Consider the following 25,859-nt stretch of genomic DNA (forward strand, 5'->3'; position numbering starts at 1 on the left):
GAATCATGGGGACATATCATCTTGATACGACATTAGCACAAACAGGAAACCGCAGCGAAACTACAACAGGAGCGGTGAACCCTCCCGTATATTTTTCTACTGCTTATCGCCATGAAGGTATAGGAAAATCAACCGGATACGATTATTCGCGAACCGGGAATCCTACCAGGGACTTATTAGAACAGGCTATCGCTGATTTAGAAAACGGGTCTGGAGGTCTTGCTTTCAGCTCGGGGATGGCCGCCATCCAGGCTACTTTCTCCATTTTTGAACCGGGAGATGAATTCATCGTTACAAAAGATGTTTACGGAGGCTCCTATCGTATTTTTGAAACTCATTTTAAAAAATTCGGCTTGCAATTCTGTTATGTAAATAGCTCGGATCCAGCAGATTTTGAACAAGCTATTACCGAACGCACCAAAGGATTATTTATCGAAACACCGACCAATCCGTTGATGACCCAGGTTAATATTGAATCACTTGCTCAGATTGCCCAACGAAATGGGATTGTATTAATTGTGGACAATACGTTTTACACCCCATATTTGCAGAGGCCTCTTGAACAAGGAGCAGATATTGTCATTCACAGTGGAACCAAATATTTAGGCGGTCATAATGATGTCCTGGCAGGGCTAGTCGTTGCCAAGGATGAGAAATATTTAGAAGAGCTTCGTCTGGAGCAAAATTCTTCCGGAGCGGTGCTATCTCCTTTTGACAGCTGGTTATTGATGAGAGGCCTTAAAACTTTAGGCCTGCGTATGCGTCAACACGAGGAAAACGCTAAACGAATGGTCGAATTTCTCGAACGCAGTGCTTTTATCCATGGTGTCCTTTATCCCGGGCAGGGAGGCATGGTTTCTTTTCGCGTAAAAAAAGAAAGTTCTGTCCCCCATCTTCTTGAGCAATTGAAGCTCATCACTTTCGCGGAAAGCCTGGGCGGTACAGAGACATTCATAACCTATCCAGCTACCCAGACCCATTACGATATTCCAGAAGAAGTCCGCAGCAGTTACGGAGTCTGTAACCGGCTGCTTCGTATGTCTGTAGGTATTGAAAATATAGAAGACCTATTACAGGATTTACAACAGGCATTAGAAGCTTCCCACCAGCAAGCCTGAATTTAAGTGGATCGCCCATTTTTACGAATTGATATGGCTCTGTTAAACGTTGTTGTTGATTTTTCATATAAGGCTTATTCAATTAAAGAGCCGTAAAGTCGAAGACTTGATTTCGAGATATTGTTTGGGGAGGTTAGGGGCGTTGGGGAAGGATTCGCTTTCCGCGGGGAAGACGGCAAGGCCTCCTCCAGCTAAAGCTCTGCGGGGTCTTGCCAGTCTATCCTTTCCCGCAGGAGTCTCACCCTTCCCCCACGCCCCTTGCCGAATAAGCATATCGAAATCACCTTGAATGTACTATTTAATTTCGAGAAGATTCCCTGCTCTAATGCCGAATTGATTGTATTTTCTGCTTCAAATACACATCATTTTTTTAGAGGAGTCTCGAGATTATAATCCTTGCATAGTGGCTGGGAAAACGGCGAGAATCCTCGAAAATGCTATGCGTTTTCTTCGTGCGGTGATTATTTAAGATGCAAATTCAAAGTCCTGTGGGATGAACATGAGCGGTGAGATCCCGTAAGGTGAAGCCTGAGGAAGCTCACCTCATACCTACGGAAAGCGATCCGTTTTTCCAGCCACCATCATTGCAACCTAAAGTCTTGAAATTGAGCCTTCAATTAAAGGGAGCTTAACTGTAAGAACGACACTAATATAAAAAAGAACAGCAACGAAATGCTGTTCTTCTTTATATTAATTCACCATATGAACAAGGCGAGGGTGGTGGATATGATTAGCCCCATGATTACTGGGAAGAAGTTTTTGCGGACCAGTTCCATTACCGAAACGCCACAGAAACCGGCAACAGCTACCAGGGATGACCATGCAATCAATGTACCTCCACCAACCCAAATCGAACCCATCTGCCCGATTGCTGCCAGTGTGGCAGGATCGACATTGCCTGAAGCAAGTGCTCCGGATAACGCACCTGTCAAGGGCAGCCCTGAAAAACCAGAACCATCCAGCCCGGTAATCATTCCAATAATCAAAATACCGAAGGCGGAAAGGACCATATTTTCAGGAATCACATTTTGTCCTGCCTGCACAAGGTCGAACAAAAATGCCGGACTAGCCTCTTCTCCTAATGACATAATGCTTCCGGCAAAATCTCCGCTTCCAAGGAAGAAAAAACCTGCTATCGGAATAACGGGACCCATCGCCTTAAATGCAAAAACAAAACCGTCTGTAATATGCTCGGAAATACGGTCCAGCGCTTTACTTTTTCCAAAAGCAAGAGTGGCGAAAGATAGCAATAATACGGCCACACCGCCAATGAAAGCAGCACCATCCCCTCCTTCAAAACCACCCATCCTGCCGCCACTGAATTTCGTGTAAGCCATATACAACATAACAAAGAGCATAGAAAGCGGCACAACAATAGCAAATACTTTTCCCCGGGAAGAGGAAGCAGCTGCTTTTGTATGGCCACCGGGAAGAGTATTCAATGCCTCTTCATTCTGTGGATCATTCGGCTTACGTATTTGTTTTCGAATCATCATATATGCGATGCCAATTGCAACAGCACCCGTAATTACCGATAGAAGCAGTGCTTTATCAGCGACTGCCGCTGTTTCTATACCAGCCGATTTGGCACTGAGCATTGGAGCCACCTGGATGACATAGTCAGAAGACAAGGCCATGCCTTGCCCGGATAAAGCGACAATCATCGCCGCTCCCATTACTGGAAGTCCTGCCCTTACGGCTGCGGGCACAAGCAGCGCACATATCAAAGGTACAGCCGGTGTCGGCCAGAAAAATAACGAGATGACAAACGTTACAATAATCAGCATGACAAAGGCGATATGGCCATTTGTCATCACTTTTTGAATGGGTGCAATCATTTGACGATCGGCACCTAAATCTTTTAATGCATGCAGTAAAGCGACCATGAATGTAATGATGAGGAAAATACTGAATAACTCTTTTGCAGCGGTCAAGTTTGCATTAAATACAGACGTGAACCCACTGACGAGACTGCCATTATACACCCATGCGACCAGAAAAGTACCGAGTAATGTCGGTAGAACAACTCCCTTTCTGAATATCATGGTAAAAATGACAGCGAGCGTCACAATTGCATAAACCCAATGAGCTGCAGTCAATACCATCTTGATGTCTCCTTTCGAGTCAATAACCCGATTTTGGAGTATCATATGTGCATATGCCTATAAGCGTGTGTGCCCTCCCAATTTTCGCTGGAGCCAAGAACAAAACCGCAAGCGCCTTGCTCACCCCCGACAAGCTTAAGCCAAGCCTCGTCGTGACGTTTTTTGTACTTTCATTCCAATTAAGTTTTATAAAGGTTTAAAGTATAAGTAAAACGAAGGCTTTCGCAATAAACCATTGGCGATAAGCCGAGTTTTCCTAATCACAGAGAGGATTGACTTAAGACCTCGAGGGGATAGGCGCTGGAGCTGGATTCAGCCCACTACAAAATGTTATCCACAATATCATTAAATTTTACTACACAATAAAAAGCACCCCGGATTCGGGATGCTTTTTATTTATATTAATTTTCCTTCTTCTTTCAATACCTCTTCAAATACAGATACGATCTCAGGCTCATAATGGATGCCTACAAGACTTTTAATTTCTTCAATTGCGTATTCTGCTGGGAAAGCTTTGCGATATGTACGATCTTCCGTCATCGCATCAAATGTATCACAAACAGCAATGATTTTTGCTTCAAGACTAATCTCTTCCCCGGTCAGACCATACGGGTACCCAGAACCATCCAGGCGTTCATGGTGCTGGATGATGATAGGCGCGAGGTCTTTATAATAAGTTTTTCCTACCATATCCGCACCTTCACCAGGATGCTTTTTAATAAGGTCGAATTCTCTCGTAGTGAGTTTACCAGGCTTATTCAGAATTTCTTCAGGAATACTTATCTTTCCTACATCATGCAGTTCAGCAGCTAAATGCGCATCTTCTAATTGCTGTTTATTCAAATTAAGCTTTTGAGCTACTTTTACTGTATAATGAGCGACCCTTTTACTATGCATGTAAGTATATCGATCTTTTCTTTCTACTGTGTAGACGATATCTTTCAGCTTCTTTATATAGTCACTTACATTTTTAAATGTAGGCTCTGTTATCACCCATAAATATCTGGTGTCACTGTTTGCTGTAAAATGTACAGGTGAGGAAAGTTTTTTTGCAGAAAAATAATCATTAGCCTTAAGATTAATCTTACGTCCTTCCACTTCACCTTGAAGCTCTCCGTTTAAAATATAGAAAAACTCCATTACCTCTTTATTTTCGCTTGGATAAATATAAAATATATTATTTTCATATACGGTTTGAAGCATGATTTCTACTCCATCACCATGCTCTAACAGGCTGAGTTCATGGGAGCTTACTTTATATTTATCTAGGTATGAGCCGCTTTTAGCTATTTTGATGCCTTCCACATTCACTCCTCCTTACAAACCGTAAAATCATACGCCTACTACTCGCACAGGATCAATCCATACCTGCCTGTCTGCGATTTCGACAAGTACCCATTCACACTCAGCGGTTACTCCGAGTTCACCGACAGTGGCAATCGTGGTTTGTGTCAATGTTCGTGTTGTATGATCCAGGACATCAATCAGTAAATCCAGGTCTTGATTATATTTTTCTGTACGTGCAGCCGCTTCCTCTTCATCTTCAATTGTTTCCATATCCGCTAAGTAATCTTTTTGAAGTACGTCTCCTGCCTCTTGGGCTTTTTCAATCAACCATTCAATTTGGCTGTTGGTTGCGTCCACAAGCTTTAATGCTGTTTCCGTTTTTTCGTCTTCTGAATCTGCAGCGAATACATTAACCCCCGTGGATAATGCCAAAACAATAGATAAAAGCATCATTCCAACTAACTTTTTCATCATTTGTCAAACCTCCTGTTAATTTGTTTTCTGCTTTTATATCATCTAAGTTGTCACTCGGTACCTTGAACCAATCAGCTTTTATATCGGAAAATTTCTTGTAAACTTAACATTATCTTGGAATTTATGACAAAAATCGCAAAAAAACTCTATCACAGTCAAAAAATAGCGATAAAAAAATCGTGTGATTGACTCACACGATTCCGCAAGAAGCAGTTCCATTCTTTTGTAAGTATTTTTGGTGATACTCTTCAGCGTCATAAAAAGGGCCTGCTGCTTCAATTTCTGTAACAATCTCCGTTTTGAAAACACCCTTTTGGTTCCATTCGATCAACTTTTGCTGGGCTGCCTGCAGTTGCCTTTCATTAGTATAAAAAATGATAGAACGATATTGAGAACCGATGTCTTCTCCCTGACGATTACGTGTCGTCGGGTTATGACATTCAAAAAATGCATCAATAAGTGCCTCATAAGATATTTTTTCAGGATCGAAATCGACCTTCACTGATTCTGCATGGCCGGTTTTACCTGTTTTCACTAATTCATAAGAAGGGCTTTCGACGTTACCCCCACTGTATCCTACTCTTGTCTGTTCTACTCCATTTATTCTTTCAAACCATGCTTCTACTCCCCAAAAACATCCTGCTGCAAATACTGCTGTTGCCATCACTCATCGCTTCCTTTCCACTCACGTAACTTCTTTCGCAAGAGATTGACGAGGCTTTATACGTTTAGAAAAACTTGGCTTCTCGCCAAGTCTTATGGCAAAAGCCTAAGTATTTCTTATACTTTAATCCTTTAACTAACGTTAAATTTTCTTAAAGTACAAAAAGATCCCTCTCTTATCCAAAAGAAAGGGATCCGTACGTTTATGCATACGTCCTCTCATCTTTCAGGATCATTCATCCTGCAGGAATTGGCACCGTTCGAATTATTAAAAAAATTCGATGGTTGCCGGGCATCAAAGGGCCAGTCCCTCCGCCTCTCTGGATAAGAAGTTAACGATAGTATTTAAATTTGTAATTCTTATCTTACAATAAACTCTATGCCGAAGTAAAGAGATAAAAACCATTTTTTTCGAATACTTTACTTTCATTTTCCACAACCTATATGGAGCATGTTCAGGGAAAGAGGTGTACATATGGGTTGGTTGTCGGTAATACCATTTATCGCTGTTGTCATTGCTGCTATTTGGACGAAACAAGTAGTGCCCAGTCTATTGTTGGCTGTAGTCGTTGCTGGTTACCTGGCAGAGCCTGACTGGCTTGGCGGGATGACTACTTCTTTGGGATTTATCATCAAAGGCTTACAGGATGAAAACAATTTAAAAATCATCATCTTTCTCTATGCTTTCTCGTCGTTGATCGGTTTAATCAAATTTGCTGGCGGCATCAAAGGGTTCGTCCGAGCTGCAACAGAAAAAGTCAATACCAAACGTGGCGCATTTATGCTCACATGGTTATCTTCTCTCGGTACTTTCAGTGCACCCAGCTTCCGTATCGTAACGATAGCACCTGTCATGAAAGCGATGAGAAAAAAACTGCCGATGACCAAGCAGGAGCTGGGATTCGTCATTGAAACGACCGCTTCTCCTCTGGTGGTCCTAATTCCTGTAGCTACTGCTTTTGTAGGCTATATGAGCTCGGTCATTGAAATGTCACTGCATCAGGCAGGTACAGAAGGAGATCCTTATATGCTTTATTTACAGAGCATCCCGTTTAATTTTTTCGCCTTCGCTATGCTTGTCATCGGCTTTTATCTAAGTTTTTTTCATCGTAATAAAAAATCAGCAACCGACGCGCAAGATGGCACAAATGAAACCGCTGACGATGATGATCAGTGGGAAGACTGCCACCCTGCTGTTGCTAAAGATTTACCCTCCCGTCCCTGGACACTAATACTGCCTCTTTTCAGCGTCATCATTCTGACTTTCTTACTTATGTATGTATTAGGATTGAAAAAAGATAAAGAAGGACTCAAGGCGTTAATCAATGCCAACGTCCTCGATGCGATGGTATTGGCAGTAGTATTGACCATTGTATTCTTGATGGTATATCTAAAAATCGTCAACCAGCCCCTAAGGCAGATGATGAACACGGTGATCAATGAAGGGAACGAAATGATGGGGGTCATTGTCCTGCTCGCCATGGTGTGGGGGCTGAGTAAAGGATCAGAAGAATTGAAGTTTGCTGATACGGTTTCTTCATCGTTTGAATGGATACCGCCCGGTTACGTCGCCGTTGTATTATTTGTAGTAGGCTGCGGGTTGTCCTATTTCATCGGCTCTTCATGGGGAACATGGGGGATACTCATGCCAGTCGGCTTGTCCATTGCCGTGACTGCAGGCAGCTCCCTGCCTATCGTTATCGGAGCTGTGTTCGCAAGTGGCACATTTGGTGCCTTTGCTTCTCCTTTAAGCGATGACACAAACACTACGGCCGGAATATTGAAGTTGAATCCTGTAAAATACGCAAAATTCAAGCTTAAGCCCGCTCTGATTGCTGCCGGTGTGGCTGCTGCCATATACTTTGCATTGTCCTTTGTCATGTGAACGCTCGTATTATCTGGGTGTTTATCGTAAATAATAAATCCGTTCGCAAATGAACCTTTTTTGTCTCAAATCATTTTTTTGTTCGCTTTTAAAAATTTCCGATCCATAAACGGCCAGCTCTTCTTAGTTAGAAGAGCTGGCCGTTCCCTTATTGTGTGCGCTGAAATTTTGAAATACGTTTTTCTTCGGGAGCTTATATATTTGGCGGTTGAGTAAATGATTGATAATCACTTTATTTCGATGAATGGCCAGACCAAGATTGGTAGACCCGACGCCATGAGTATGAGAAATCCCGCTGTGAACATAAATTTCATTCGCATCTTCTGTTGTTTTCAAACGGTAGTCCCCTTCAACCTTATATCGTCCCTTTTCGTCCCATTCGATGATCGATTTAAGACTATCAATGAATTCAGGAACAAGCGGCTTATAACCTGTGGCTGTAATTACCACTTCACTCTCATGGATGAATGTTTCCCCCGTTTCCGTCTGTTTACAATTGATTCGATATTCATTCCCATTTGCCTTTGCTTCAATATTCTCTACTTCTGACAATACTTGAAGCCCGACATCCAATTCTTCCTGGCCTACCGAATGTTCATATAGCAGATTGTAGATGTCAGTCACCGTATGATTGCTGATCCCTTTATAGTAAAGTCCCTGGGTCGGGAAAATTTCATCCTTTTTCTCCTGTGGCAGCTGGTAAAAATAATTGACGTAATCCGGGGAAAAATGCTCTAGACTCAGTTTTGACTCTTCCATCGAATCAAAACCAGGAGATCGTGTTATCCAATCGAGTCTGTAGCCGTATCTCTTTTGTTCTTTTAATAATTCACGGAAAGCTTCGGCAGCACTTTGGCCGGATCCAATGACGGTAACCGACTTTGCTTGTTTGCAACGGTCTTGATGTTTCAAGAAGTCCGCCGTATGAAAAACATCTTCTTCAGGCAGGCCTTGGAAGGAGGATGGTACTGCAGGCACACTCCCTGTTCCTAACACCAAATTTTTAGTGCGGAAAGCACCTTTTTCATTCGTACTCAGATTCAGGATTTCTACTTCGAAATAACTTTCATTATCTTTTACATGCCGCAGATTTGTTACCCTATGTCCAAACTGGCAGCTTTCCAGCTGTTGGGCTACCCACTGGCAATAATCATTATATTCCCGCCGCGGAATATCAAGGCGCTGTAAAAAATAAAATTGATACATACGTTCATGTTCATTGATATAGTTCAAAAAAGTGTACTTGCTGCGTGGGTCGGCCATCGTAACCAAATCAGCCAGGAACGGGACTTGCAGTTTCGTTCCTTCAATCAACATTCCAGGATGCCATTCAAATTTTTCTTTCTGTTCGAAAAAAAGCGCCTCTACCTCAGGTTGATCATCCAGCAATGCGGCAAGGCTCAAGTTGAACGGTCCTACGCCGACTCCGACTAAATCGTATAGTTTATCTGTGTCCAAATTCTTCACTTCCCCTGTCCGTTGAGTTTCTCGGTTAGTCTTACCTGCCTTCTATCGTACCATATAATTATGTAAGCACTTTTTCATCACAAAAAGAAAACCATAAGCAGTTAAGCTTATAGTCCTCCATTTCGGGCTAATCTATTCTATTTAGAACTGAAGTGCGCCCCATCCTCGCTATGAACAAATGGGATGGCTGTATCGACTTCTCCCGTTATTTGATTCATTGGTATGTCTTCGCCTTTCAGCCATTGACCGAAATCCAGTTCGACCGGCTCCTGGTCTCCGCCCAATGCAAACCAGGCTTTCCCATCATGAGGAAAGTAAGCAGACGTATGGATGGTGCCAGCCCAGCTTTTATATTTCTTCGAAAATACCCCTTTATCGGTATCATTCATTAACCGGAAAGCATCATAAGCTTCTTCTGTCTCGCCCTGCTCCATTGCGGTCATCCGCTTATAGGAGTCGACAAGGTGGTTACGGTTTTCATGCTTCATAATTTCAAAATGGTTGGTACACATCGCCGATTTCCTTACCTCTACTCCCCGTGGAGAAGCCTCGATAACATAGGCCTCTTCACTTCGGTCATAAACAATATAGCTGAATGAATGACGATGAGGAATTTCTTTTAACATCGCTATCGCTTCTGCCACGTCAGCACAGCTCTCTAACACGAGGCGTCCGATCATACAGCAGATAAAACCTAAGCCCGGCTTTTTGCGATGCATAAAATTGTATCCCATCACGAGTCCTTTTTCATTCATTCCGTCCATGCGTCCTGTAATCCGCTGAGAGGGACCCGCAATTGCGTAGCCCTGGTCCTTCGGCTGAAAAAATACATATCGGCCTTCATACGTTTTCGGCTGGTAATCATAATTACGTACAAAATAATTGGTTCCTGTCAAAATGGAGCAACCAGACTTTTGATAATTAACCCGATAGCCGCCAAATTCCTTCATGACCCGCTCCATCGGCCAATCAAGTGAATCCCGCAGCCCTTCCAGCTCAGCCCAGACTCCCGGAGCGAATTTTGTAATGGCCGCTTTTACTTCAGCTTCTTCGACCGTGAAACGTGGTATCCGCACCTTCCATTGTTTTTCACGATTCATCACCGTCAAAGAGTCTCGTAATAACTCTCCCTGCTTATAGCCAAAATCATAATGCGTGCCTCTGAATTGTAGTATGTCACTATGTATTTCCTTCAAGATGATCCCTCTTTTTTGTCAAAGTATGTAATGTCATAATCCTACCTATAATCGTCATCATTTTTCAAATGAATGGAATTATTTTATGATAGAAGAAGTAATTCATTCCAAACGAAAGGGTGAATCCATTGTATCAAATAGAAGAGAAGCGCCAGCAAGTCCTGGACTTTGTTAATGGTTTACATGATGAAGATGCACGTACAAAACCTGATGAACATACATGGTCGATCCTCGAAACGCTTGAACATTTGTACTTGATTGAAGGTTGGGTCACGCAACAATTAAAAGAGGCTTTAGCGAAAGAAGAAGTTCAAGAAGTCAGGGAAAAGCCGGTTGGACGTACCGTAGATCGCTCTCATAAAATGGATGTCCCAGATTCTCTGCGCCCGAAAGGCCAGTTCGACTCTATCGAGGAAGCCACTGACAGTCTTGCCAAAACAAGAGATTCGTTATTATTTCTCATTAGAAACTATGACCAGGAACAACTTCAAAAAAGAGCCCTCCCGCATCCTGCTTTTGGAAAAATGAATCTAGAGCAATGGGTCGAGTTCATCGGCTTTCATGAGCTCCGCCATCTTGAACAAATGAAAGAAGTGAAAAACGCTCTATAGTGGCTTCTGCTATCATAGTGTGACTAGCACCAAAAAAAGCCAGCCTTCAAGTTGGGCTGGCTTAAGCTTCTAAGATTTAGTTATGGCACAATAGTTACTGGAACTTTTGCTGAATGAAGCACGCTGTAGCTTATGCTGCCTAGAATCGCACCTCTCAATGCGCCTCTTCCACGTGATCCCATAATGACTCCTTCGATGTCGTCCTCATCCGCTACTTCACATATAGCTGGAGCTATTTTCCCAACCATCTTTCTCGTTTCTACCGAGACAGGAACGCTCTTCAGATGTTCATCTGCCAAAGCAATCGCTTCGTTAGCAGCTTTTTCCTGCTGGGCTTCAATTTCTTCATTAGTAAAAACACGATGGGTATTATACGTGTCGAATAAGGGTTGTACATTGACGAGAAGGATACGATTTCCATTTTCCCTGGCCAGCTTAGCTGCATAATCAAGGGCGCGCAGGGAGTGCTCTGAACCGTCTACCGGAACGACGTATTTCTTGACCATATTATCCCTTCCCTTCTCTAGGAATCTACCTATATTATACCATATTTTTACCTATTAGCGGACTTTCTGGTCAACCGTTCAAAATTCGTTCAATTGCATGCGCAACTCCGTGATCGGTATTCGACAAAGTCACCCAGTCCGCTTCTTTTTTAACGATATCCTGGGCATTACCCATCGCTACCCCTATACCCGCCTCGCGGATCATTGCGATATCATTCAAGCTGTCACCAACCGCCATCATTTGATTCATGGATAGGTCAAGCCATTTGCTTACTTTCCTCAATGCAGCAGCTTTATTGACACCAGAAGCATTGACCTCGATGTTGGTCAGGCTGGAATTAGTAACTTCCAGTGCCTCATTCTTTACTAATTCGTCAAAAATCACTTGCCGCACTTCATCGTCTTCTATATCAAAACCGAATTTGAGCCATTCATAACTTTCGATGTCTCTATCGAATGGCTGTCCTGAATTGAACATCCCTTCAGAGGTGGTTGACCAAAAAATAGTATCGTGCTGCTCTTTCAGTTCCCATAGCCGTTTGACCAGAGTGGCATCAAGGGGCTGACGATCAACCAAGTTAAAATGGTGATCATAAATCTCTCCGCCATTAACTGTGACAATATAGGAAGAACGGCCAAGTTCTTCAGCAATGTCACGACAGTTCGGCAGCGAACGGCCAGTGCTCAATACTACATGAATGCCTTTTTCCTTAGCTCTTTGAATTGCTTGTTCATTCTCTTTTGATACGTGTCCTTCGTTATTAACAAGGGTTCCATCCATATCTAGTGCGATTAATTTTATATTCATAGCTAACACGTCCTCTCATTTGCTGACCTCATTTTAATATAACATCATAACTTTTTACAGAATAACAGAAAAGGAATGTTACATTCACCTTCGAATATCTTCTTACTATAACAGTGAGTTGGAAGGAGTGAAGAAATGACTCAAAGGAACAGACCTTATTTAATTACGAGAAACCTGGCACCAGAAAATCAGGAATCCCCTATCCACTTTTTAAAACCTGTCGTGATTCCTCCAAGATTTTTATATCGAAGAAATCACTTCCCCTACCCGGAAAAAGAACTCCCATCAAGTGAATTATTCATCAATGGGCTAGTAAATCGACCGCTTAGAATCCCTTATCACTACCTGCTTCAAATGGACCCTGTCGACTTGGATGTCACTTTGGAATGCGCTGGTAATAAGCGGGCTCACTTTGAGCCAAAAGTATTTGGGGAGCAATGGGAATCGGGTGCCATTAGCAGAGGGGTTTGGACAGGAGTACCACTACGGACGCTGCTCGACTATGCGGGAGTCAGCCAAAACGCAGTAGAAATTGTATTCACAGGAACGGACCATGGGAAACGGGAGGATATGGATAAGGAAGTATTCTTTCAAAGAAGCCTGCCATTGAAGAAGGCACTTCATCCAGATATTATTATAGCATTTCAATATAATGGTAATCCTATTCCTTATAAACATGGCTGGCCTTTCCGGCTAATTGTGCCAAATTGGTATGCCATGGCTTCCGTAAAATGGCTCCAAACTATTACAGTCATCGACCACAATTTCCAAGGCCCTTTCCAAACCACAGACTATGTATACTACCCTCATAAAGAAAATGACAATGGTAAGCGTCCGGTAACAACCCTGCACGTGAATTCAACGATCCAACAACCGCTTGATTATACACAGCTGGATACTGGTACACATACAATCAGTGGTATTGCCTGGACTGGAGAAGGAACGATTAATGAAGTCAGCATCAGTCTGGATGAAGGGAAAAGCTGGCATACTGCTAAACTTAAAAACAAACCTTCCGGGAAATATTCCTGGAAGGTATGGAGCTATACATGGCATGTACAGGAAACCGGGGAGTATACTATCTTGGCTAAGGCCAAAGATTCAAAGGGGCGCACACAACCACTCGTCCCTTTCTGGAATCGCAAAGGGTATGGCTACAATGCCGTGTCCACCATCCATGTCAAAATTGTGTAATGGTAAGAATCCATAAATCATTAATAGAACAAAAGCGCAAGCGCCTTGCTCACCCCCCGACAAGCTTAAGCCAAGCCTCGTCGTGACGTTTTTTGTACTTTCATTCTAATTAAGTTTAATGAAGGTTTAAAGTATAAGTAAAACGAAGGCTTTCGCTATAAACCATTGGCGATAAGCCGAGTTTTCCTAATCACAGAGAGGATTGATTTAAGACCTCGAGGGGGTAGGAGCTGGAGCTGGATTCAGCCCACTTCAAAATGTTATCCCCAATCATTAAATTTTATAACTTCTTAGACAACAAAAAAAGCAGCCCTGTTATGGGCTGCTTTGTCATTTATAAAGTTCATTTGGCAGTTTCTTTACAAACGATAGCATTAGACTGAGACCTTTCCGTGTCTCTTTATCGTTCATCATCCGAATCAACTGCACCATGGAAGGGGGTTCCTCATCAGCTTGCTCCTGTACCGCACGATCAAAAGCACCGACCATACCATCAGCAAGCTCTACAGCTCCTTTTTGTACCAATTCATCTCCAAGTTCGATTCCTTTGATCGCTTTGTCCATCATGTCGGAAATCATAGGTCCAGTCACAGCGGACTTCATACTTTGAACAAGCTCGGCCGCTTCAACCAAAGTCTTCAGCGTACCGCTTTCTTCAAGTTTTTTCACCTCCATCAACGTCTGTTGTAAATTCCCGCTAACCTGAGGCAGGACTCTAAGTAAATCAATGGTTTCGGGCTGAAGGACATCATCGGCAACTTCAATCATTTCCACTACTTTTTCTGCTATCCCTGTCACCATTTCAGCAGTAACAGCCTGCATGGCTGCTTCGGTAAAAGACTCCAGTTTCACTTTTGTTTCCGCCCGAGGCTCTGTCACTGTCGTAGTCATCCTAACCCCTCCTCACAAGATACCTCTGGCATTCAACCAATACAACTCATTGTAGACCGATTTAAACCAATGGAGCATGTCGGAAGTCGTTGCCGGTTTAGGCGGGTGCTGATAGTCGAACGTAATCATACTGGCATCCTCGAGACTATTTTCTAAAAAGCAGGCGACTTTGCCACTATAACGAGCGGTTTCAGGTCTGCCTTTCACACGGCTGACAAGATTATGCACCAATGTTTCTGACTGATAGTGAGCAGTCGACCCTGCCTTGCTGATTGGGAGATTAGTAGCATCACCTACCACATAGACGTCATCAGACCCTTCCATTTTCAAACTATAGCGATTGGTTGGAATAAAGCCATCCTCATCGCCAAGTCCAGAATCGATAATTGCCTTTGCCCCTGTATGTGCCGGGATCGAGATGAGGATGTCATATGGGTGTTCTTCTCCATCCATCGTAATCGCAGCTTTCTTTTCCGGGTCTACTTCTTCAAGATTAAAAAAGGTCTCATATTCAATGTTCCGTTTTTCGAATTCCGGCAGTCCCCAATCAGCTACGGGCTGGAGCGAGTGAATTCGGCCGATTGGATACGTATACTTGATATCTACCTGGTCGCGGACACCTTTTTTCCGAAAATAATCATCCAGCATTAATGTGACCTCTAACGGGGCTGCCGGACATTTATGCGGGACATCAATCGTAATCAGAATTTTGCCTTCCTTGAAGTCTGCCAGCTTATCACGCAGCTTTTCAGCTCCATCTAATGTATAAAAGTTATCTGCTCCCTTTGCCAGGCCCGGAATGCTATTCATATCAGGATGGGAACCAGTGGCAATGACCAGGTAATCATAGCTGTATGAAGCCTTTTCCCCATCCAGTCGTTTGGATCCTGGATCGATTTTCTGGATATCGTCATAAACCAGGTTTACCAGTCTGTGGGCCAGCCTTTCCTGCTTTCGGATAAAGTGTTCCGGCTGTTGCTCATTGAAAGCTATGAATAGATAGCCAGGTTGATAAATATGTTTTTCCGTATTGCTTAATAATGTAATTTCTACTTCACTTTTCTTGATTTCCTCCTGCAATTGCCGGGCAAGTCGATTGGCAACCATCATCCCACCGCTGCCCCCGCCAACAATCACTATTTTTTTCGCCATAAGAAACGCTCCTTTTATCTACCGCCAGGAAAAGCATGGCAGCAATTGATCATTTCACTTTACGGACAGCAATGTAGTAGTCTTCTCCCTCGAGTCGTTCATTTGCAATTTCATGCCCCATTTTATTGACCCACTCTGGAATATCGACACGGGACCCTTTATCATCGGATATTAACTCGATTACATCTCCGACTTGTCCCCGTTTGATTCCTTTTACTAATTCCATCAACGGCCCAGGGCAATAAGTTCCTCTAGCATCCAATTGTTTGGTGATTTCTACTTGACTCATAATCATTTCCTCCCTTTACATTGTGATAACTTGAGCATTGTTGGTCATGCCTAGAAAAGCAGTGACACCGATGACATCATCAAAGACATCAATCATATCTTCTTTCTTCCACTCCATCAGATCCATCGCCAGCGCGCAGCCATAAACGTTAACTTCACCGAAGTCTTTTCCTTCTTGCAGCAAATGATCGAACAACGGAATCTTTTTCGCTAAAATTTCCTTGCCGACTACTCCGTACTTAAAATCCGCTTCGTCAAAATTTTTCTTATGGAAAGGGGCTAACGCGTTCATCGTAACGAAAACATTCACTTTCATACCTGACATCGAAGCTACCGAACCCACTAATGACCCGGCATGGAGCTTTTCCAAATCCTCTGACATCAAAATCAATGCCAATGAAGGTATTTGCTCACTCATTGTTATTCCTCCCTTGTACTTGATGCCTTCATTATACACACAGGGGTATTTGTATGTCTGTGTCATTCGTTTGGCAATAATATGACCAATTTTCGACACCTGCCAGTGAAACAGAGGCCTGTGATTGACAAAAAGTTAACAATACGAAGGTAGGAAAAAGAAAAAGGATGAATTCTCCTTTTCGAAAGAATTCATCCATGCAAAATTATGACCTCATTGTTGCTCAAATAACTGCTTACTGCCCCAATTTCCGTAGAGATAATAAAGGGTGGCTACCACACTGCTAATGATAAAACTCACCCCCATGCCTAGTGCAATTCCCGACTCTCCAAACCGATTTGAAAATAGTGCGGTCAAAGGGTAACGGAGAACCCAGAAAGAGATGATATTCAGCACTAATACCTGATACATCGCACCTGACGCCCGGACGATGCCATTCAAAATAAAGTTTATGCCTAAGAATGGGTAAAAGAAGGCTACAATGCGGAGGTACTCACCACCGAAATCAACAGGAGCCTCGTCCTGTACAAATAATTTGATTCCATACTCTCCGAACATCACTAACGCAAGAGCCACAACCATCATAATAATCAAAGTATATAACAATCCAAAACGAGCGATTTTATGTACCCTATCCCAATTTTGTACACCGATATTCTGTCCTGCCATACTGTTAACAGCTGTGGCTAAAGCCATCGGCGGCAGCATCAATACACTATCCAAACGCTGGGCTGCGCTGAAACCTGCTACTACATCCTCTCCAAAAGCTGTAACTACACTCATGATGGCAGCCACTCCTGCTGATATAACGGCCATCTGAAGCCCGGAAGGAATCCCTAATTGCAGGATTACCGCTACTTCCTGTTTATTTGGAATGGTTGGAATAGTGAATGGAGCCAAATGGTGTTTAAGAACTATGTAAACCCCGTATAGGAAAGATATTCCCTGTGAAACAACAGTTGCATAAGCCGCTCCTTCAATACCAAGGTTGAAAACAAAAATGAAGATAGGGTCAAGAATAGTATTCAATAGAACGGCCACTATGACAAACCTGAGCGGGGTTTTGCTGTCTCCTATTGCACGCATGACTGTTCCTATGAAGTTATATCCCATTAAGAAAAGGATACCGATAGAATTGATCTGTAAATAGGCTTTCGCCCCAGGGAGCATTGCTTCTGGGGTTCCAAGCAGCAATAACACCCGTTCAGCCATAACAAATCCAAGCAAACCAAGGACGGTGGATATAAATAATAAAACCACCACAAAAGCATTTAAATATCGCTTCAGCCCCTCTGTGTCATCCATCCCCTTCTGTTGGGATAAAACCGTCAATGTCGCGTTGTTCAGCCCTATGATGAAGGAAAGCAGAGTAAATATTACGGTACTTGCAACAGCAACAGCGCCCAATGCATTTCCGCCAAGGAGGTTTCCGACCCACATGCTGTCGATAAATTGATAGGATACCTGCAGCAGATTGGTCAACAGGATCGGCCCAGAAAAGGCAACCAGCTGTCTCCCTATATTTCCACTCGTAAAATTATGCTGATTTTTCATAACTAACTCCTTTCACCTATACTTTATCACTGAACAATTGCTGTTTATAATTTTTCCCGCTGGGTATTTAAAGGTTGAACGCTGCTATGACAGTGTTCATCGTTCTATGAGCAGCCTAAAAATAAGCATTATCAAATGAGGTTATTTACACACAAGGAGGTTGATGACTAAAAAACAGCTAAATAAAAAGTAATTTTATCCCACTTTTGAAAACCTTATCATATCAAGGGTTTAACTTTCTCTTTTTTTAAAACTTTTAGAAAATTATAGGATACTAAAGCATTTTTTAAAGAATTAAGGCTTAAGTGTCACTCAGTATAACTCAGCGACAATAAACCTCATTCAGCATGATTAAGCTAGTTTGATAAAAAAATAAGCTCGATTTAATATTATCAAGTATGTAAGGTCACCATTATAAAAAATGGAAAGGAGAATCCACCATCACTCAAACGACCAAAGAACGAGCAGTCTCAACCGCAACATTAACATTCAGCGAACCAAACTTGGATGATGGAAAAGCAATGTGGGAATTAGTAGATAATTCCAGTCTTGATCAAAATTCAGCTTATAAATATCTCATGATGAGTGAGTTTTTTTCTGATACTTGTGTAATAGCCAAAGAAGATGAAAAGTTAGTTGGATTTGTTACCGCGTTTATCCCCCCTGAACATCCTGATGTGGTGTTTGTCTGGCAGATTGGCGTCGATTCCTCCCAGCGCGGCAAAGGAGTCGCATCCAAACTTCTCAATGAACTTGTATCACGAGAAGCATGCCGGGAAGTCCGCTACCTTGAAGCGACAGTCACCCCATCGAATGAAGCATCTCAATCATTATTCCGAAGACTAGCACGTGATCACGACACCGAATGCAAAGTGACGGAGCGTTTCACCGAAGAAATGTTCCCGGGTGACGATCACGAAGAAGAATTGAATTTCCGAATTGGACCATTTAAACGGTAAATTTCAAAATAAATATCAAGTAAACCGATGATAAAACAAGGAGGAAAACAATGACTAAAACTGATATGAATATCTTTGAAAAATATGAATCTGAGGTACGCAGCTATTGCCGCGGCTTCCCTACTGTCTTTTCTAAAGCGAAAGGTTATAAAATGTGGGATGAAAACGGAAAAGAATATATCGACTTCTTCTCAGGAGCCGGGGCGTTAAACTACGGACATAATGATGACCATATGCAGGATAAGCTCGTGGATTATATCAAAAGTGACGGTCCTACCCATACGTTAGATATGGCTACGACTGAAAAAGCGAACTTCCTGCAAAAATTCAATGATGTCATTTTGAAACCACGCGACCTGGATTACAAAATCATGTTCCCTGGCCCAACCGGAACTAACACGGTAGAAAGTGCATTGAAGCTTGCTCGTAAAGTAACTGGCCGTACAGATGTGATCAGCTTTACGAACGGCTTCCATGGTATGACAATCGGTTCTCTATCCGTTACGGGCAATGCAATGAAGCGTAAAGGTGCCGGAATCCCATTGAATAACACCGTGACTATGCCGTACGACAACTTTGTTGACGAAAGCATGGATACACTGGACTATTTAGAGCGCTTCCTGGAAGACAATGGCAGTGGTGTCGACTTACCTGCTGCAATGATTCTAGAAACTGTCCAGGGCGAAGGCGGCATCAATGCTGCACGTATGGAATGGCTGAAAAGAGTCGACGAAATCTGTAAGCGCTGGGACATCCTGTTGATCATCGACGATGTGCAAGCAGGAGTTGGACGTACAGGAACCTTCTTCAGTTTCGAACCAGCAGGCATCAAACCTGACATCGTATGTATGTCTAAATCATTGAGCGGTTACGGACTGCCATTTGCAATCACGTTATTCCGTCCAGACCTTGATATCTGGGCTCCAGGTGAACACAACGGAACATTCCGCGGTTTTAATCATGCGTTCATTACAGCATCTGCTGCATTAGACTATTGGAAAGATGAACAATTTGAGAAGAACATCAAGCAAAAAGCTGCCAAGGTAAAAGATTTCCTTGAAAATATCACAGAGAAATATCCTGAACTTCAAGGTACTTTCTGTGGCCGTGGACTGATGGTCGGAATTGAATGTGGTAAGGAAGGTCTTGCCGATGAAGTCGCAGCGGAAGCCTTTGATCGTGGCTTGATCATGGAAACATCCGGACCAAAAAGCGAAGTATTCAAATTGTTCCCGCCATTGAATATTGATGACGAAGGTCTTCAAAAAGGCTTTGACATCATAGAAGAAAGTGTGAAAGCACTAGTAAGCGAACCAGTAACTAACTAAACTACCAACTAGCCAGGAGGAATCAGACATGAAAACAGTAAAACTACAAGACGTAATCGATTCAGAAAATCACGTAAAAGCAGACACTTGGGAAAGCAGACGTCTGGTTTTGAAAAAAGACAACATGGGCTATTCTGTCCACGATACAATCATCAAAGCTGGTACAGAAACACACATTTGGTACCAGAACCATTTAGAATCTGTCTACTGCATCGAAGGCGAAGGCGAAGTAGAAACAGTAAAAGACGGAAAAGTATGGCCAATCGAAAAGGATACTATCTATGTGTTGGATCAAAATGACGAACATTACCTGCGCGCCAAAACAGATATGCGCATGGTATGCGTCTTCAACCCTCCGATTACAGGACAAGAAACTCATGACGAAAATGGTGTTTACCCATTAGTAGAAGATTAATTGTTTGAAAGCCAAAGCTCCCAATCCAGATTGGGAGCTTTTTTCATTTTATACTCTCGACAGTCTTAAGCTCTGTCTGGCTATCTATTACTTTCATGCTATATAATGGATGAAAAAGCATTGGAGGCTCACTATAATGAAAGATATATTGATCGATCGTTTTACGAGATATGTCAAAATAGATACCCAGTCTGATGAAAACAATCCGCAGTGCCCTTCTACTCCAGGCCAGCTTACCCTTGCTAATATGCTTGTCAATGAGTTGAAAGAAATAGGTATGCACGAAGTATCTATCGATGAACACGGTTATGTGATGGCCTTGTTGCCTTCAAACACTGATAAACAGGTACCAGCTACCGGATTCCTTGCCCATATGGATACAGCTACTGATTTCACAGGAAAAAACGTCAACCCTCAGGTTATAGAAAATTATAATGGTAAAGATATAATCTTGAATTCTATACATAAAACCATTTTGTCACCGGACGAATTTCCGGAACTCGCTGGATATATAGGTCATACGCTTATAACCACGGACGGTACTACACTGCTTGGCGCTGATAATAAAGCCGGCGTCACTGAAATTATGACAGCGATGGATTTTCTGCTTAATCATCCTGAAATCAAACACGGGGATATCCGGATCGCTTTTACTCCTGATGAAGAAATCGGCCGTGGTCCCCACAAGTTCGATGTCGATCGGTTCCATGCGGTATTCGCTTATACGGTAGATGGAGGGCCCCTCGGTGAACTCCAATATGAAAGCTTCAATGCGGCAGGAGCCCGTCTCACTTTTAAAGGAAACAGCGTCCACCCCGGTACAGCAAAAGGAAAAATGGTCAATTCCACTAAATTGGCGATGGAATTCAATGAACGCTCGTCAAACCGATCCGGGGAGGTACAGATGGCTCCCAGCTCTCCTATATGGGTCTGCCGACACCTAATATTTTTACAGGCGGGGAAAATTTCCATGGGAAATACGAATACATTTCTGTAGAAAATATGGAAAAAGCGACACAAGTCCTTGTGGAAATCGCCAGATTATTTGAAAAGCAGGCATGAGGTATAAAATTCATGTGTGAAACCAACCTCTAACGGGTAATACCAAAAGGGAGATTATTGATTTTTGGGGGAGTGCAAATTGACAAAAAATGAAGCATTACGTGCATATTTTCTTGACCATGCGCAGCAAATGACTGACGAATGGTATGAAACATTAGAAGAAAACGATCCAGCTTCTATCTATGCTGTAAGAACGCCTGAAGTCGCTGAAAAGTTGAAAGAACAAAATAATCAGTTCCATCCTTTTTTCACTCAGATTTTTATCCTGGATGAAGAAAAATGGAAAGAAACATTTCAAGAGTGGGCATCAGACATATCAAGCGATGAAAACCACTTGACTACACCAAGCCACTATGTCATCCGCGAGTTCATGCGGGTACGCATGCAGTACATTACTTATTTGAAAAAATTCATCCAGGAATATGAAGGAGAAATCACTCAACAGGAGATCAATAATTGGAATGAACTGATTATCCGTGGTTTTGATAACGCTATCCTTCAATTTGTCGAAGGTGCAAATAAAAACTCCAAAGAACTTTTAAAAGCGAAAGAAGATATTATTCAGCAGTTGAGCGCTCCCGTCATTGCTCTCGATGACAAACGGGCATTGCTTCCGCTTATCGGTGAAATCGATAGTGAGCGTGCCGGAGTAATTCTTGAGAACACCCTTAACCAATGTTCGAAGCTGGGAATCGGTCAATTATATATCGACTTATCTGGCGTGGCAACGATTGATACCCTGGTCGCCCATCAAATCTCAAACTTGATCCAGTCCCTGCAACTGCTGGGTATCAAACCGACGATCTCCGGTATGCGCCCAGAAATCGCCCAGACAGCTATTCAACTTGGTATCGCTTTCGATGATGTTTCCATTAAATCATCATTAGCAAATGCGATGGGGCACAAATAAATGGAAAGCATAAGTACCTGCTAGGCAGGGCGTAAAACTAAACCCATGTTATACAATAATAACGCCGCAAAAAAGTCAGTATGCCTAAGCACACTGACTTTTTATTTCATATTAGGACCTTCAATGATTTGGCGTACTTTTCCACAAGTTTATCCTTTTCCATTCTATCCAACGTATGGAAAGGGTGCTGATTCGGAAGTACTATGTGGCTTAGGAATATCCCGCCTAACTGCCGCGCACATAGTTCTGTATTAACATCTTCTTCGTCAAAGTGATGGTCCAGGCCATGTTTCAAACTCGTGAATATAATATTCGGAAGGTCGATCTCTTCTGTGAGATTTCCCATCAGGCTTTCTGAAATCAACATCTTTACCAATGGGGTGTTTTTCGAAAGCACCTCTAACCGGTTTTCAATGATTGATTTAAAGAAATACTCGGTATTCCCTTCGTTTGCCAGCTTCATGACGTGGGAATTGAACTGATTTTCCAGCACATGCTTAATGACAGTGATGAATAGATTTTGCTTGGTAGCAAATTTACGATACAACGTCACTTCAGCTACATCCGCTTCCTTAGCTATTTCCTGTGTGGTCGCCTGCAGCCCTTTCTTAACAAAAACTGTGACAGCCGCCTTTAATATCTGATCTGTTTTATCTCTCAAGCCCTTCACCCCACTTGTACTTCCTTCTTAACCTTTATTTTCACAAAACGGTCCAGAATAATCAAGATAGCAGGCATGACAATGACAGTACTGAACAGTGCCAACGAGATATTGATCAAGGTCATCAAGCCAAAATTACTTAAAATCACAAAGTCAGATATCAGCAAGGCACTGAAACCGCCAATGGTGGTCAATGCCGAAGTGAAAATCGCCTTTCCGATTTTCTGGTTGGAGATCCTGATTGCCGCTTCACTATCGTTGCCTTTTTTTCGTTCTTCATAATAACGCTCCATGATAAGGACTGTAAATTCTGTGCCAATACCAATGATCAGCGCTCCTAAAGTAGCCGTCAACGGTGTATAATCAATACCCAAAAAGTACATCGCTGCCCCGGACCAACCGACAATCAGGATGATCGGAATCAAGGGAATGAACGCTTTTACCGGGTGGCGATAGATAAGAAGGAGTCCTAAGAAGACAAGCCCCATTCCGAGCAAGGTCATTTGGTACCTTCCTGAAGTCAATGCAGAAATCATCTCAACATCAAGAACGGATTTTCCCGTAATCGTAGTTTCTACATCTGCAGCCTCGTTTTTTTCTAAATAAACTTCTAAATCATTTAGGAACGCTTGCAGAGGTTCGGATTCCATATGCTTGATTCCTATATTGATCACACCCTGGGTATGCTCTTCATTGATCAGCAGCTTGGCCTGTTCCTCTGGCATATCTTCCAAATGCGTTAACCATTCCCCATTTTCAGGGAGCTCCCCATCATTCATCTGCTTGACAGCAGTTGTGATTGACTTCGTATCTACGACTTCTGCAAATTCCTCATCCAACGATTCACTGACATCGTCCACCCATCGCATAATTTCAGGGTTTACTACGTCCTCGCCTTTATAAACGAGTGACACCTGATCAGTCGTACCAATGATATCTCTGAGCTTATGAATATCTGCAAGCGCCGGGTCATCCTGGGGCATGAAGTTTTCAACATCGGTTTCCACGCCGGCGTCTGTGTCGACCCAAATCCCTAACGCTGCAGTTATAATAGCCAGGGTAATGATAAGCCACCTTAATTTAATTAATATTTTCGTTAATTTATCAAGATATCGATCAGCCTTTCCTTCCTTTTTACTCTTGGATTCCTTTTTCCTCTTGCTTCCAAAAAAATGATCTCGTGTATATAAGATAGGAATCAGCAAAAATAACCCGACAAAAAAACTTACAATCATCCCTAATGTCAACATTTTACCGAAATCCTGTATCATAGGAACCGGCGAGGTATAGAGAGATATGAAACCTAATGCTGTTGCTATCAAAGCGGTCATGACCGCTGGAACCATCTTTGTAACGGTACGCAACACACTTTTTCCTGACTGGCTTGTAAAAAATTTATTCTTCATAAGAATCCTCTCCTTCACGCAATTCTTCGGTGTAACGGCTATGGAACTGGATAGCATAGTCAATACCTAATCCAATCAAAATCGGGAATACGGCCATGGATACCATTGTAATCGGGATATTGAGCCACCCCATTAAACCGACTGTTCCTACAACAGCAACTAGAATCACAACTAATGGTAGTAAGCGCCAACTTACCTTAAAGACCACAGAAAGGACAATGATCATGAATGCCACAGAGAGCATCATCATTTTCTGCATGCTTTCTTTCATGGAGGTACGGATTGAATCATCCAAGACAGGCTTTCCAGACACCATTATTTCTGCATGATCGTTCGGGTTTTCTTTCATATAGTTATTGATCGCTGCTACGGTACCACTCTTAGTGACATCGTCAACATTTCCCTCAAACTTAATAATCATTAACATATACTTATCATCAATGACAATTTCTTCAAAAGAGCTTCTAAGCTGATTGTCATCATTATAAATCATATGGTCAAGGGTCGATTGTTTTTCCGGCAGCCCAGCCTTCATCGTATCAGAATAAGCTATCATCTCTTCCATGTTCTTACTGATGTAAATAAGGTTATCCCCCATTTCTGTCAAGCCATCACCTAGCTTGGCCAGCTCTTCCAGCTGCTGCTCCTGTTCTGCTTGGAAATTCTGGAGCTCGCCGATTTGCTGGTTCAGTCCTTGTTCCATATTGTTCAGTCCATTAATGGTACGATCAGGTATTTGAGTCAGGGAAGCAGATTTTTCTGAAGTCTGCATCATTTTCTGGGATAACTGCATCAACTGCTCACCTAGTTGTTCTAATTGTCGGGCTTGTGGGTTTTGTGCTGCATTCATTTCCTGGGACATCTTATGCAGATTTTCCCCGACTTCCTGTGTCTGCTTTCCATATTCGGCTAACCCTGTTTTCAGCTGTCCTGTTCCCGATTTCAGCTTTTCCTGACCAGAGGTCATCTTTGCAAAAGCTTCATCTAACTCAGCCATTTTACTCTCTATGTCCGGAAGCTTGGTCTGGCTGTCATCACGAGAATTTTCGGTTAGTTTTTCTCCGGATTCTTTTAACTTAGTACCCATTTCGTCTAAACCATCTATAATATCTATTAACCCTTCCTGGTAGTTTTCCTGCTGCTTTGTTGACATATTTTCTACTAACGTAACCGGGCTAAAAATGCTGAAAATAGCATTATTTTGTTCAAGTTGATCCTCTAGCCCTTTCATATGATTCAAGTTATCCGGGGTAAGTAAATCCTCCCCTTCATACAATACGGTGATGGACTCTCCACCAAATTCTTCTTCCAATTTTTTATTATCCTGATATACATCTGTATCCGTACTTACCAATGTTTCGTTACCAGTGGCCATATTCACATTACGCGCTCCCACTCCGAGCAATAATATGACCAGTAAAGCTATGAATATAATACGCATCGGATGATTGATTAATAGCTTGGATAACTTCTGTAAAAACTTCATGTTTGTCCTCCCCTT

Annotated in this window: 24 protein-coding genes, 1 pseudogene and 1 riboswitch; of the genes and pseudogenes, 9 read left to right on the top strand and 16 right to left on the bottom strand. The window is 42.5% G+C overall.

What is annotated here, in order from left to right:
* Window positions 1-5: 5 nt before the first annotated feature.
* Window positions 6-1,118, top strand: coding sequence for a methionine biosynthesis PLP-dependent protein (locus BLV00_RS04795; protein WP_093042977.1), 1,113 nt, complete (start codon window positions 6-8; stop codon window positions 1,116-1,118).
* A gap of 695 nt (window positions 1,119-1,813) precedes the next feature.
* On the opposite strand, the gene BLV00_RS04805 is transcribed toward BLV00_RS04795, so the two are convergent.
* The 4 genes from BLV00_RS04805 to msrA all read right to left on the bottom strand — a co-directional run bounded on the left by BLV00_RS04805 (window position 1,814) and on the right by msrA (window position 5,648).
* Window positions 1,814-3,223 carry a hypothetical protein gene (locus tag BLV00_RS04805; protein ID WP_093042981.1) on the bottom strand — a complete coding sequence of 470 codons (1,410 nt, stop codon included), beginning with the start codon at window positions 3,221-3,223 and terminating at the stop codon, window positions 1,814-1,816.
* A 396-nt stretch (window positions 3,224-3,619) separates the two neighbouring features.
* The gene (locus BLV00_RS04810; protein WP_093042983.1) at window positions 3,620-4,528 is read right to left on the bottom strand and encodes an HD-GYP domain-containing protein; all 909 of its coding nucleotides are present in this window, start codon (window positions 4,526-4,528) and stop codon (window positions 3,620-3,622) included.
* 27 nt (window positions 4,529-4,555) lie between these two features.
* Window positions 4,556-4,984: a hypothetical protein gene (locus BLV00_RS04815; protein ID WP_093042985.1), complete on the bottom strand. Its 429-nt coding sequence runs from the start codon at window positions 4,982-4,984 to the stop codon at window positions 4,556-4,558.
* Window positions 4,985-5,174: 190 nt separating this feature from the next.
* Entirely contained in the window at window positions 5,175-5,648 is a 474-nt protein-coding gene (msrA, locus tag BLV00_RS04820) for a peptide-methionine (S)-S-oxide reductase MsrA (protein WP_093042987.1), read from the bottom strand.
* Between the two features lie 215 nt (window positions 5,649-5,863).
* Window positions 5,864-5,978: riboswitch (SAM riboswitch) on the bottom strand.
* 144 nt (window positions 5,979-6,122) lie between these two features.
* On the opposite strand from msrA, the gene BLV00_RS04825 reads away from it, so the two are divergent.
* Window positions 6,123-7,532: a Na+/H+ antiporter NhaC family protein gene (locus BLV00_RS04825; protein WP_093042989.1), complete on the top strand. Its 1,410-nt coding sequence runs from the start codon at window positions 6,123-6,125 to the stop codon at window positions 7,530-7,532.
* Between the two features lie 123 nt (window positions 7,533-7,655).
* Here BLV00_RS04825 and BLV00_RS04830 read toward each other — a convergent pair whose 3' ends face one another.
* Complete coding sequence (locus BLV00_RS04830; protein WP_093042991.1) at window positions 7,656-8,990, bottom strand: lysine N(6)-hydroxylase/L-ornithine N(5)-oxygenase family protein; 1,335 nt, start codon at window positions 8,988-8,990, stop codon at window positions 7,656-7,658.
* Window positions 8,991-9,136: 146 nt separating this feature from the next.
* A complete protein-coding gene (locus tag BLV00_RS04835) occupies window positions 9,137-10,195 on the bottom strand; it encodes a C45 family autoproteolytic acyltransferase/hydrolase (protein ID WP_093042993.1) in 1,059 nt (352 codons plus the stop codon).
* Between the two features lie 128 nt (window positions 10,196-10,323).
* Here BLV00_RS04835 and BLV00_RS04840 point away from each other — a divergent pair, with 128 nt between their 5' ends.
* Window positions 10,324-10,806, top strand: coding sequence for a DinB family protein (locus BLV00_RS04840; protein ID WP_093042995.1), 483 nt, complete (start codon window positions 10,324-10,326; stop codon window positions 10,804-10,806).
* 80 nt (window positions 10,807-10,886) lie between these two features.
* On the opposite strand, the gene BLV00_RS04845 is transcribed toward BLV00_RS04840, so the two are convergent.
* Window positions 10,887-11,312 (bottom strand): universal stress protein, encoded by a 426-nt coding sequence (locus BLV00_RS04845; protein WP_093042997.1) that lies wholly within the window; start codon window positions 11,310-11,312, stop codon window positions 10,887-10,889.
* A gap of 70 nt (window positions 11,313-11,382) precedes the next feature.
* On the bottom strand, window positions 11,383-12,120 hold the full coding sequence (locus BLV00_RS04850; RefSeq protein WP_093042999.1) for a Cof-type HAD-IIB family hydrolase: 738 nt from the start codon (window positions 12,118-12,120) through the stop codon (window positions 11,383-11,385).
* A 135-nt stretch (window positions 12,121-12,255) separates the two neighbouring features.
* On the opposite strand from BLV00_RS04850, the gene BLV00_RS04855 reads away from it, so the two are divergent.
* Window positions 12,256-13,314 carry a sulfite oxidase gene (locus BLV00_RS04855; protein WP_093043001.1) on the top strand — a complete coding sequence of 353 codons (1,059 nt, stop codon included), beginning with the start codon at window positions 12,256-12,258 and terminating at the stop codon, window positions 13,312-13,314.
* A gap of 330 nt (window positions 13,315-13,644) precedes the next feature.
* Here BLV00_RS04855 and BLV00_RS04860 read toward each other — a convergent pair whose 3' ends face one another.
* The 5 genes from BLV00_RS04860 to BLV00_RS04880 all read right to left on the bottom strand — a co-directional run bounded on the left by BLV00_RS04860 (window position 13,645) and on the right by BLV00_RS04880 (window position 17,617).
* A complete protein-coding gene (locus BLV00_RS04860; protein WP_093043003.1) occupies window positions 13,645-14,205 on the bottom strand; it encodes a helical membrane plugin domain-containing protein in 561 nt (186 codons plus the stop codon).
* 12 nt (window positions 14,206-14,217) lie between these two features.
* On the bottom strand, window positions 14,218-15,357 hold the full coding sequence (locus BLV00_RS04865; protein ID WP_093043005.1) for an NAD(P)/FAD-dependent oxidoreductase: 1,140 nt from the start codon (window positions 15,355-15,357) through the stop codon (window positions 14,218-14,220).
* A 49-nt stretch (window positions 15,358-15,406) separates the two neighbouring features.
* Window positions 15,407-15,646 (bottom strand): sulfurtransferase TusA family protein, encoded by a 240-nt coding sequence (locus tag BLV00_RS04870; RefSeq protein WP_093043007.1) that lies wholly within the window; start codon window positions 15,644-15,646, stop codon window positions 15,407-15,409.
* 15 nt (window positions 15,647-15,661) lie between these two features.
* Complete coding sequence (locus tag BLV00_RS04875) at window positions 15,662-16,063, bottom strand: DsrE/DsrF/DrsH-like family protein (RefSeq protein ID WP_176791324.1); 402 nt, start codon at window positions 16,061-16,063, stop codon at window positions 15,662-15,664.
* Window positions 16,064-16,276: 213 nt separating this feature from the next.
* A complete protein-coding gene (locus BLV00_RS04880) occupies window positions 16,277-17,617 on the bottom strand; it encodes an MATE family efflux transporter (RefSeq protein WP_093043011.1) in 1,341 nt (446 codons plus the stop codon).
* A gap of 440 nt (window positions 17,618-18,057) precedes the next feature.
* Here BLV00_RS04880 and ectA point away from each other — a divergent pair, with 440 nt between their 5' ends.
* The 5 genes and pseudogenes from ectA to BLV00_RS04905 all read left to right on the top strand — a co-directional run bounded on the left by ectA (window position 18,058) and on the right by BLV00_RS04905 (window position 22,291).
* On the top strand, window positions 18,058-18,576 hold the full coding sequence (gene ectA / locus BLV00_RS04885) for a diaminobutyrate acetyltransferase (protein WP_281242980.1): 519 nt from the start codon (window positions 18,058-18,060) through the stop codon (window positions 18,574-18,576).
* Window positions 18,577-18,626: 50 nt separating this feature from the next.
* The gene (gene ectB, locus BLV00_RS04890) at window positions 18,627-19,904 is read left to right on the top strand and encodes a diaminobutyrate--2-oxoglutarate transaminase (RefSeq protein ID WP_093043015.1); all 1,278 of its coding nucleotides are present in this window, start codon (window positions 18,627-18,629) and stop codon (window positions 19,902-19,904) included.
* Between the two features lie 28 nt (window positions 19,905-19,932).
* Complete coding sequence (locus BLV00_RS04895) at window positions 19,933-20,319, top strand: ectoine synthase (protein WP_093043017.1); 387 nt, start codon at window positions 19,933-19,935, stop codon at window positions 20,317-20,319.
* 136 nt (window positions 20,320-20,455) lie between these two features.
* A pseudogene (gene pepT, locus BLV00_RS04900) lies at window positions 20,456-21,381 on the top strand (peptidase T).
* A 79-nt stretch (window positions 21,382-21,460) separates the two neighbouring features.
* Entirely contained in the window at window positions 21,461-22,291 is an 831-nt protein-coding gene (locus tag BLV00_RS04905) for an STAS domain-containing protein (protein ID WP_245728828.1), read from the top strand.
* A gap of 106 nt (window positions 22,292-22,397) precedes the next feature.
* Here BLV00_RS04905 and BLV00_RS04910 read toward each other — a convergent pair whose 3' ends face one another.
* From BLV00_RS04910 to BLV00_RS04920, 3 genes are read right to left on the bottom strand one after another with little or no spacing between them, the layout of a single operon-like run.
* Window positions 22,398-22,961 (bottom strand): TetR/AcrR family transcriptional regulator, encoded by a 564-nt coding sequence (locus BLV00_RS04910; protein WP_093043019.1) that lies wholly within the window; start codon window positions 22,959-22,961, stop codon window positions 22,398-22,400.
* A complete protein-coding gene (locus BLV00_RS04915) occupies window positions 22,958-24,358 on the bottom strand; it encodes an efflux RND transporter permease subunit (RefSeq protein WP_093043020.1) in 1,401 nt (466 codons plus the stop codon). The genes BLV00_RS04910 and BLV00_RS04915 overlap by 4 nt, the downstream gene beginning before the upstream one ends.
* Window positions 24,348-25,844, bottom strand: a complete 1,497-nt coding sequence (locus BLV00_RS04920; RefSeq protein WP_093043022.1) for an MMPL family transporter — start codon at window positions 25,842-25,844, stop codon at window positions 24,348-24,350. The genes BLV00_RS04915 and BLV00_RS04920 overlap by 11 nt, the downstream gene beginning before the upstream one ends.
* Window positions 25,845-25,859 lie beyond the last annotated feature (15 nt).

Origin of the sequence: Thalassobacillus cyri, from assembly GCF_900107755.1 — a bacterium.
GTDB lineage: Bacteria > Bacillota > Bacilli > Bacillales > Halobacillaceae > Thalassobacillus > Thalassobacillus cyri.

Coding starts and splice junctions, on each gene's coding strand:
- BLV00_RS04895 (WP_093043017.1), top strand. CDS start 19,933: ATGAAAACAGTAAAACTACAAGACGTAATCGATTCAGAAAATCACGTA.
- BLV00_RS04880 (WP_093043011.1), bottom strand. CDS start 17,617: ATGAAAAATCAGCATAATTTTACGAGTGGAAATATAGGGAGACAGCTG.
- msrA (WP_093042987.1), bottom strand. CDS start 5,648: ATGGCAACAGCAGTATTTGCAGCAGGATGTTTTTGGGGAGTAGAAGCA.
- BLV00_RS04915 (WP_093043020.1), bottom strand. CDS start 24,358: ATGAAGAATAAATTTTTTACAAGCCAGTCAGGAAAAAGTGTGTTGCGT.
- BLV00_RS04865 (WP_093043005.1), bottom strand. CDS start 15,357: ATGGCGAAAAAAATAGTGATTGTTGGCGGGGGCAGCGGTGGGATGATG.
- BLV00_RS04870 (WP_093043007.1), bottom strand. CDS start 15,646: ATGAGTCAAGTAGAAATCACCAAACAATTGGATGCTAGAGGAACTTAT.
- BLV00_RS04825 (WP_093042989.1), top strand. CDS start 6,123: ATGGGTTGGTTGTCGGTAATACCATTTATCGCTGTTGTCATTGCTGCT.
- BLV00_RS04855 (WP_093043001.1), top strand. CDS start 12,256: ATGACTCAAAGGAACAGACCTTATTTAATTACGAGAAACCTGGCACCA.
- BLV00_RS04850 (WP_093042999.1), bottom strand. CDS start 12,120: ATGAATATAAAATTAATCGCACTAGATATGGATGGAACCCTTGTTAAT.
- BLV00_RS04875 (WP_176791324.1), bottom strand. CDS start 16,063: ATGAGTGAGCAAATACCTTCATTGGCATTGATTTTGATGTCAGAGGAT.
- BLV00_RS04845 (WP_093042997.1), bottom strand. CDS start 11,312: ATGGTCAAGAAATACGTCGTTCCGGTAGACGGTTCAGAGCACTCCCTG.
- BLV00_RS04805 (WP_093042981.1), bottom strand. CDS start 3,223: ATGGTATTGACTGCAGCTCATTGGGTTTATGCAATTGTGACGCTCGCT.
- BLV00_RS04815 (WP_093042985.1), bottom strand. CDS start 4,984: ATGATGAAAAAGTTAGTTGGAATGATGCTTTTATCTATTGTTTTGGCA.
- BLV00_RS04795 (WP_093042977.1), top strand. CDS start 6: ATGGGGACATATCATCTTGATACGACATTAGCACAAACAGGAAACCGC.
- ectB (WP_093043015.1), top strand. CDS start 18,627: ATGACTAAAACTGATATGAATATCTTTGAAAAATATGAATCTGAGGTA.
- BLV00_RS04920 (WP_093043022.1), bottom strand. CDS start 25,844: ATGAAGTTTTTACAGAAGTTATCCAAGCTATTAATCAATCATCCGATG.
- BLV00_RS04860 (WP_093043003.1), bottom strand. CDS start 14,205: ATGACTACGACAGTGACAGAGCCTCGGGCGGAAACAAAAGTGAAACTG.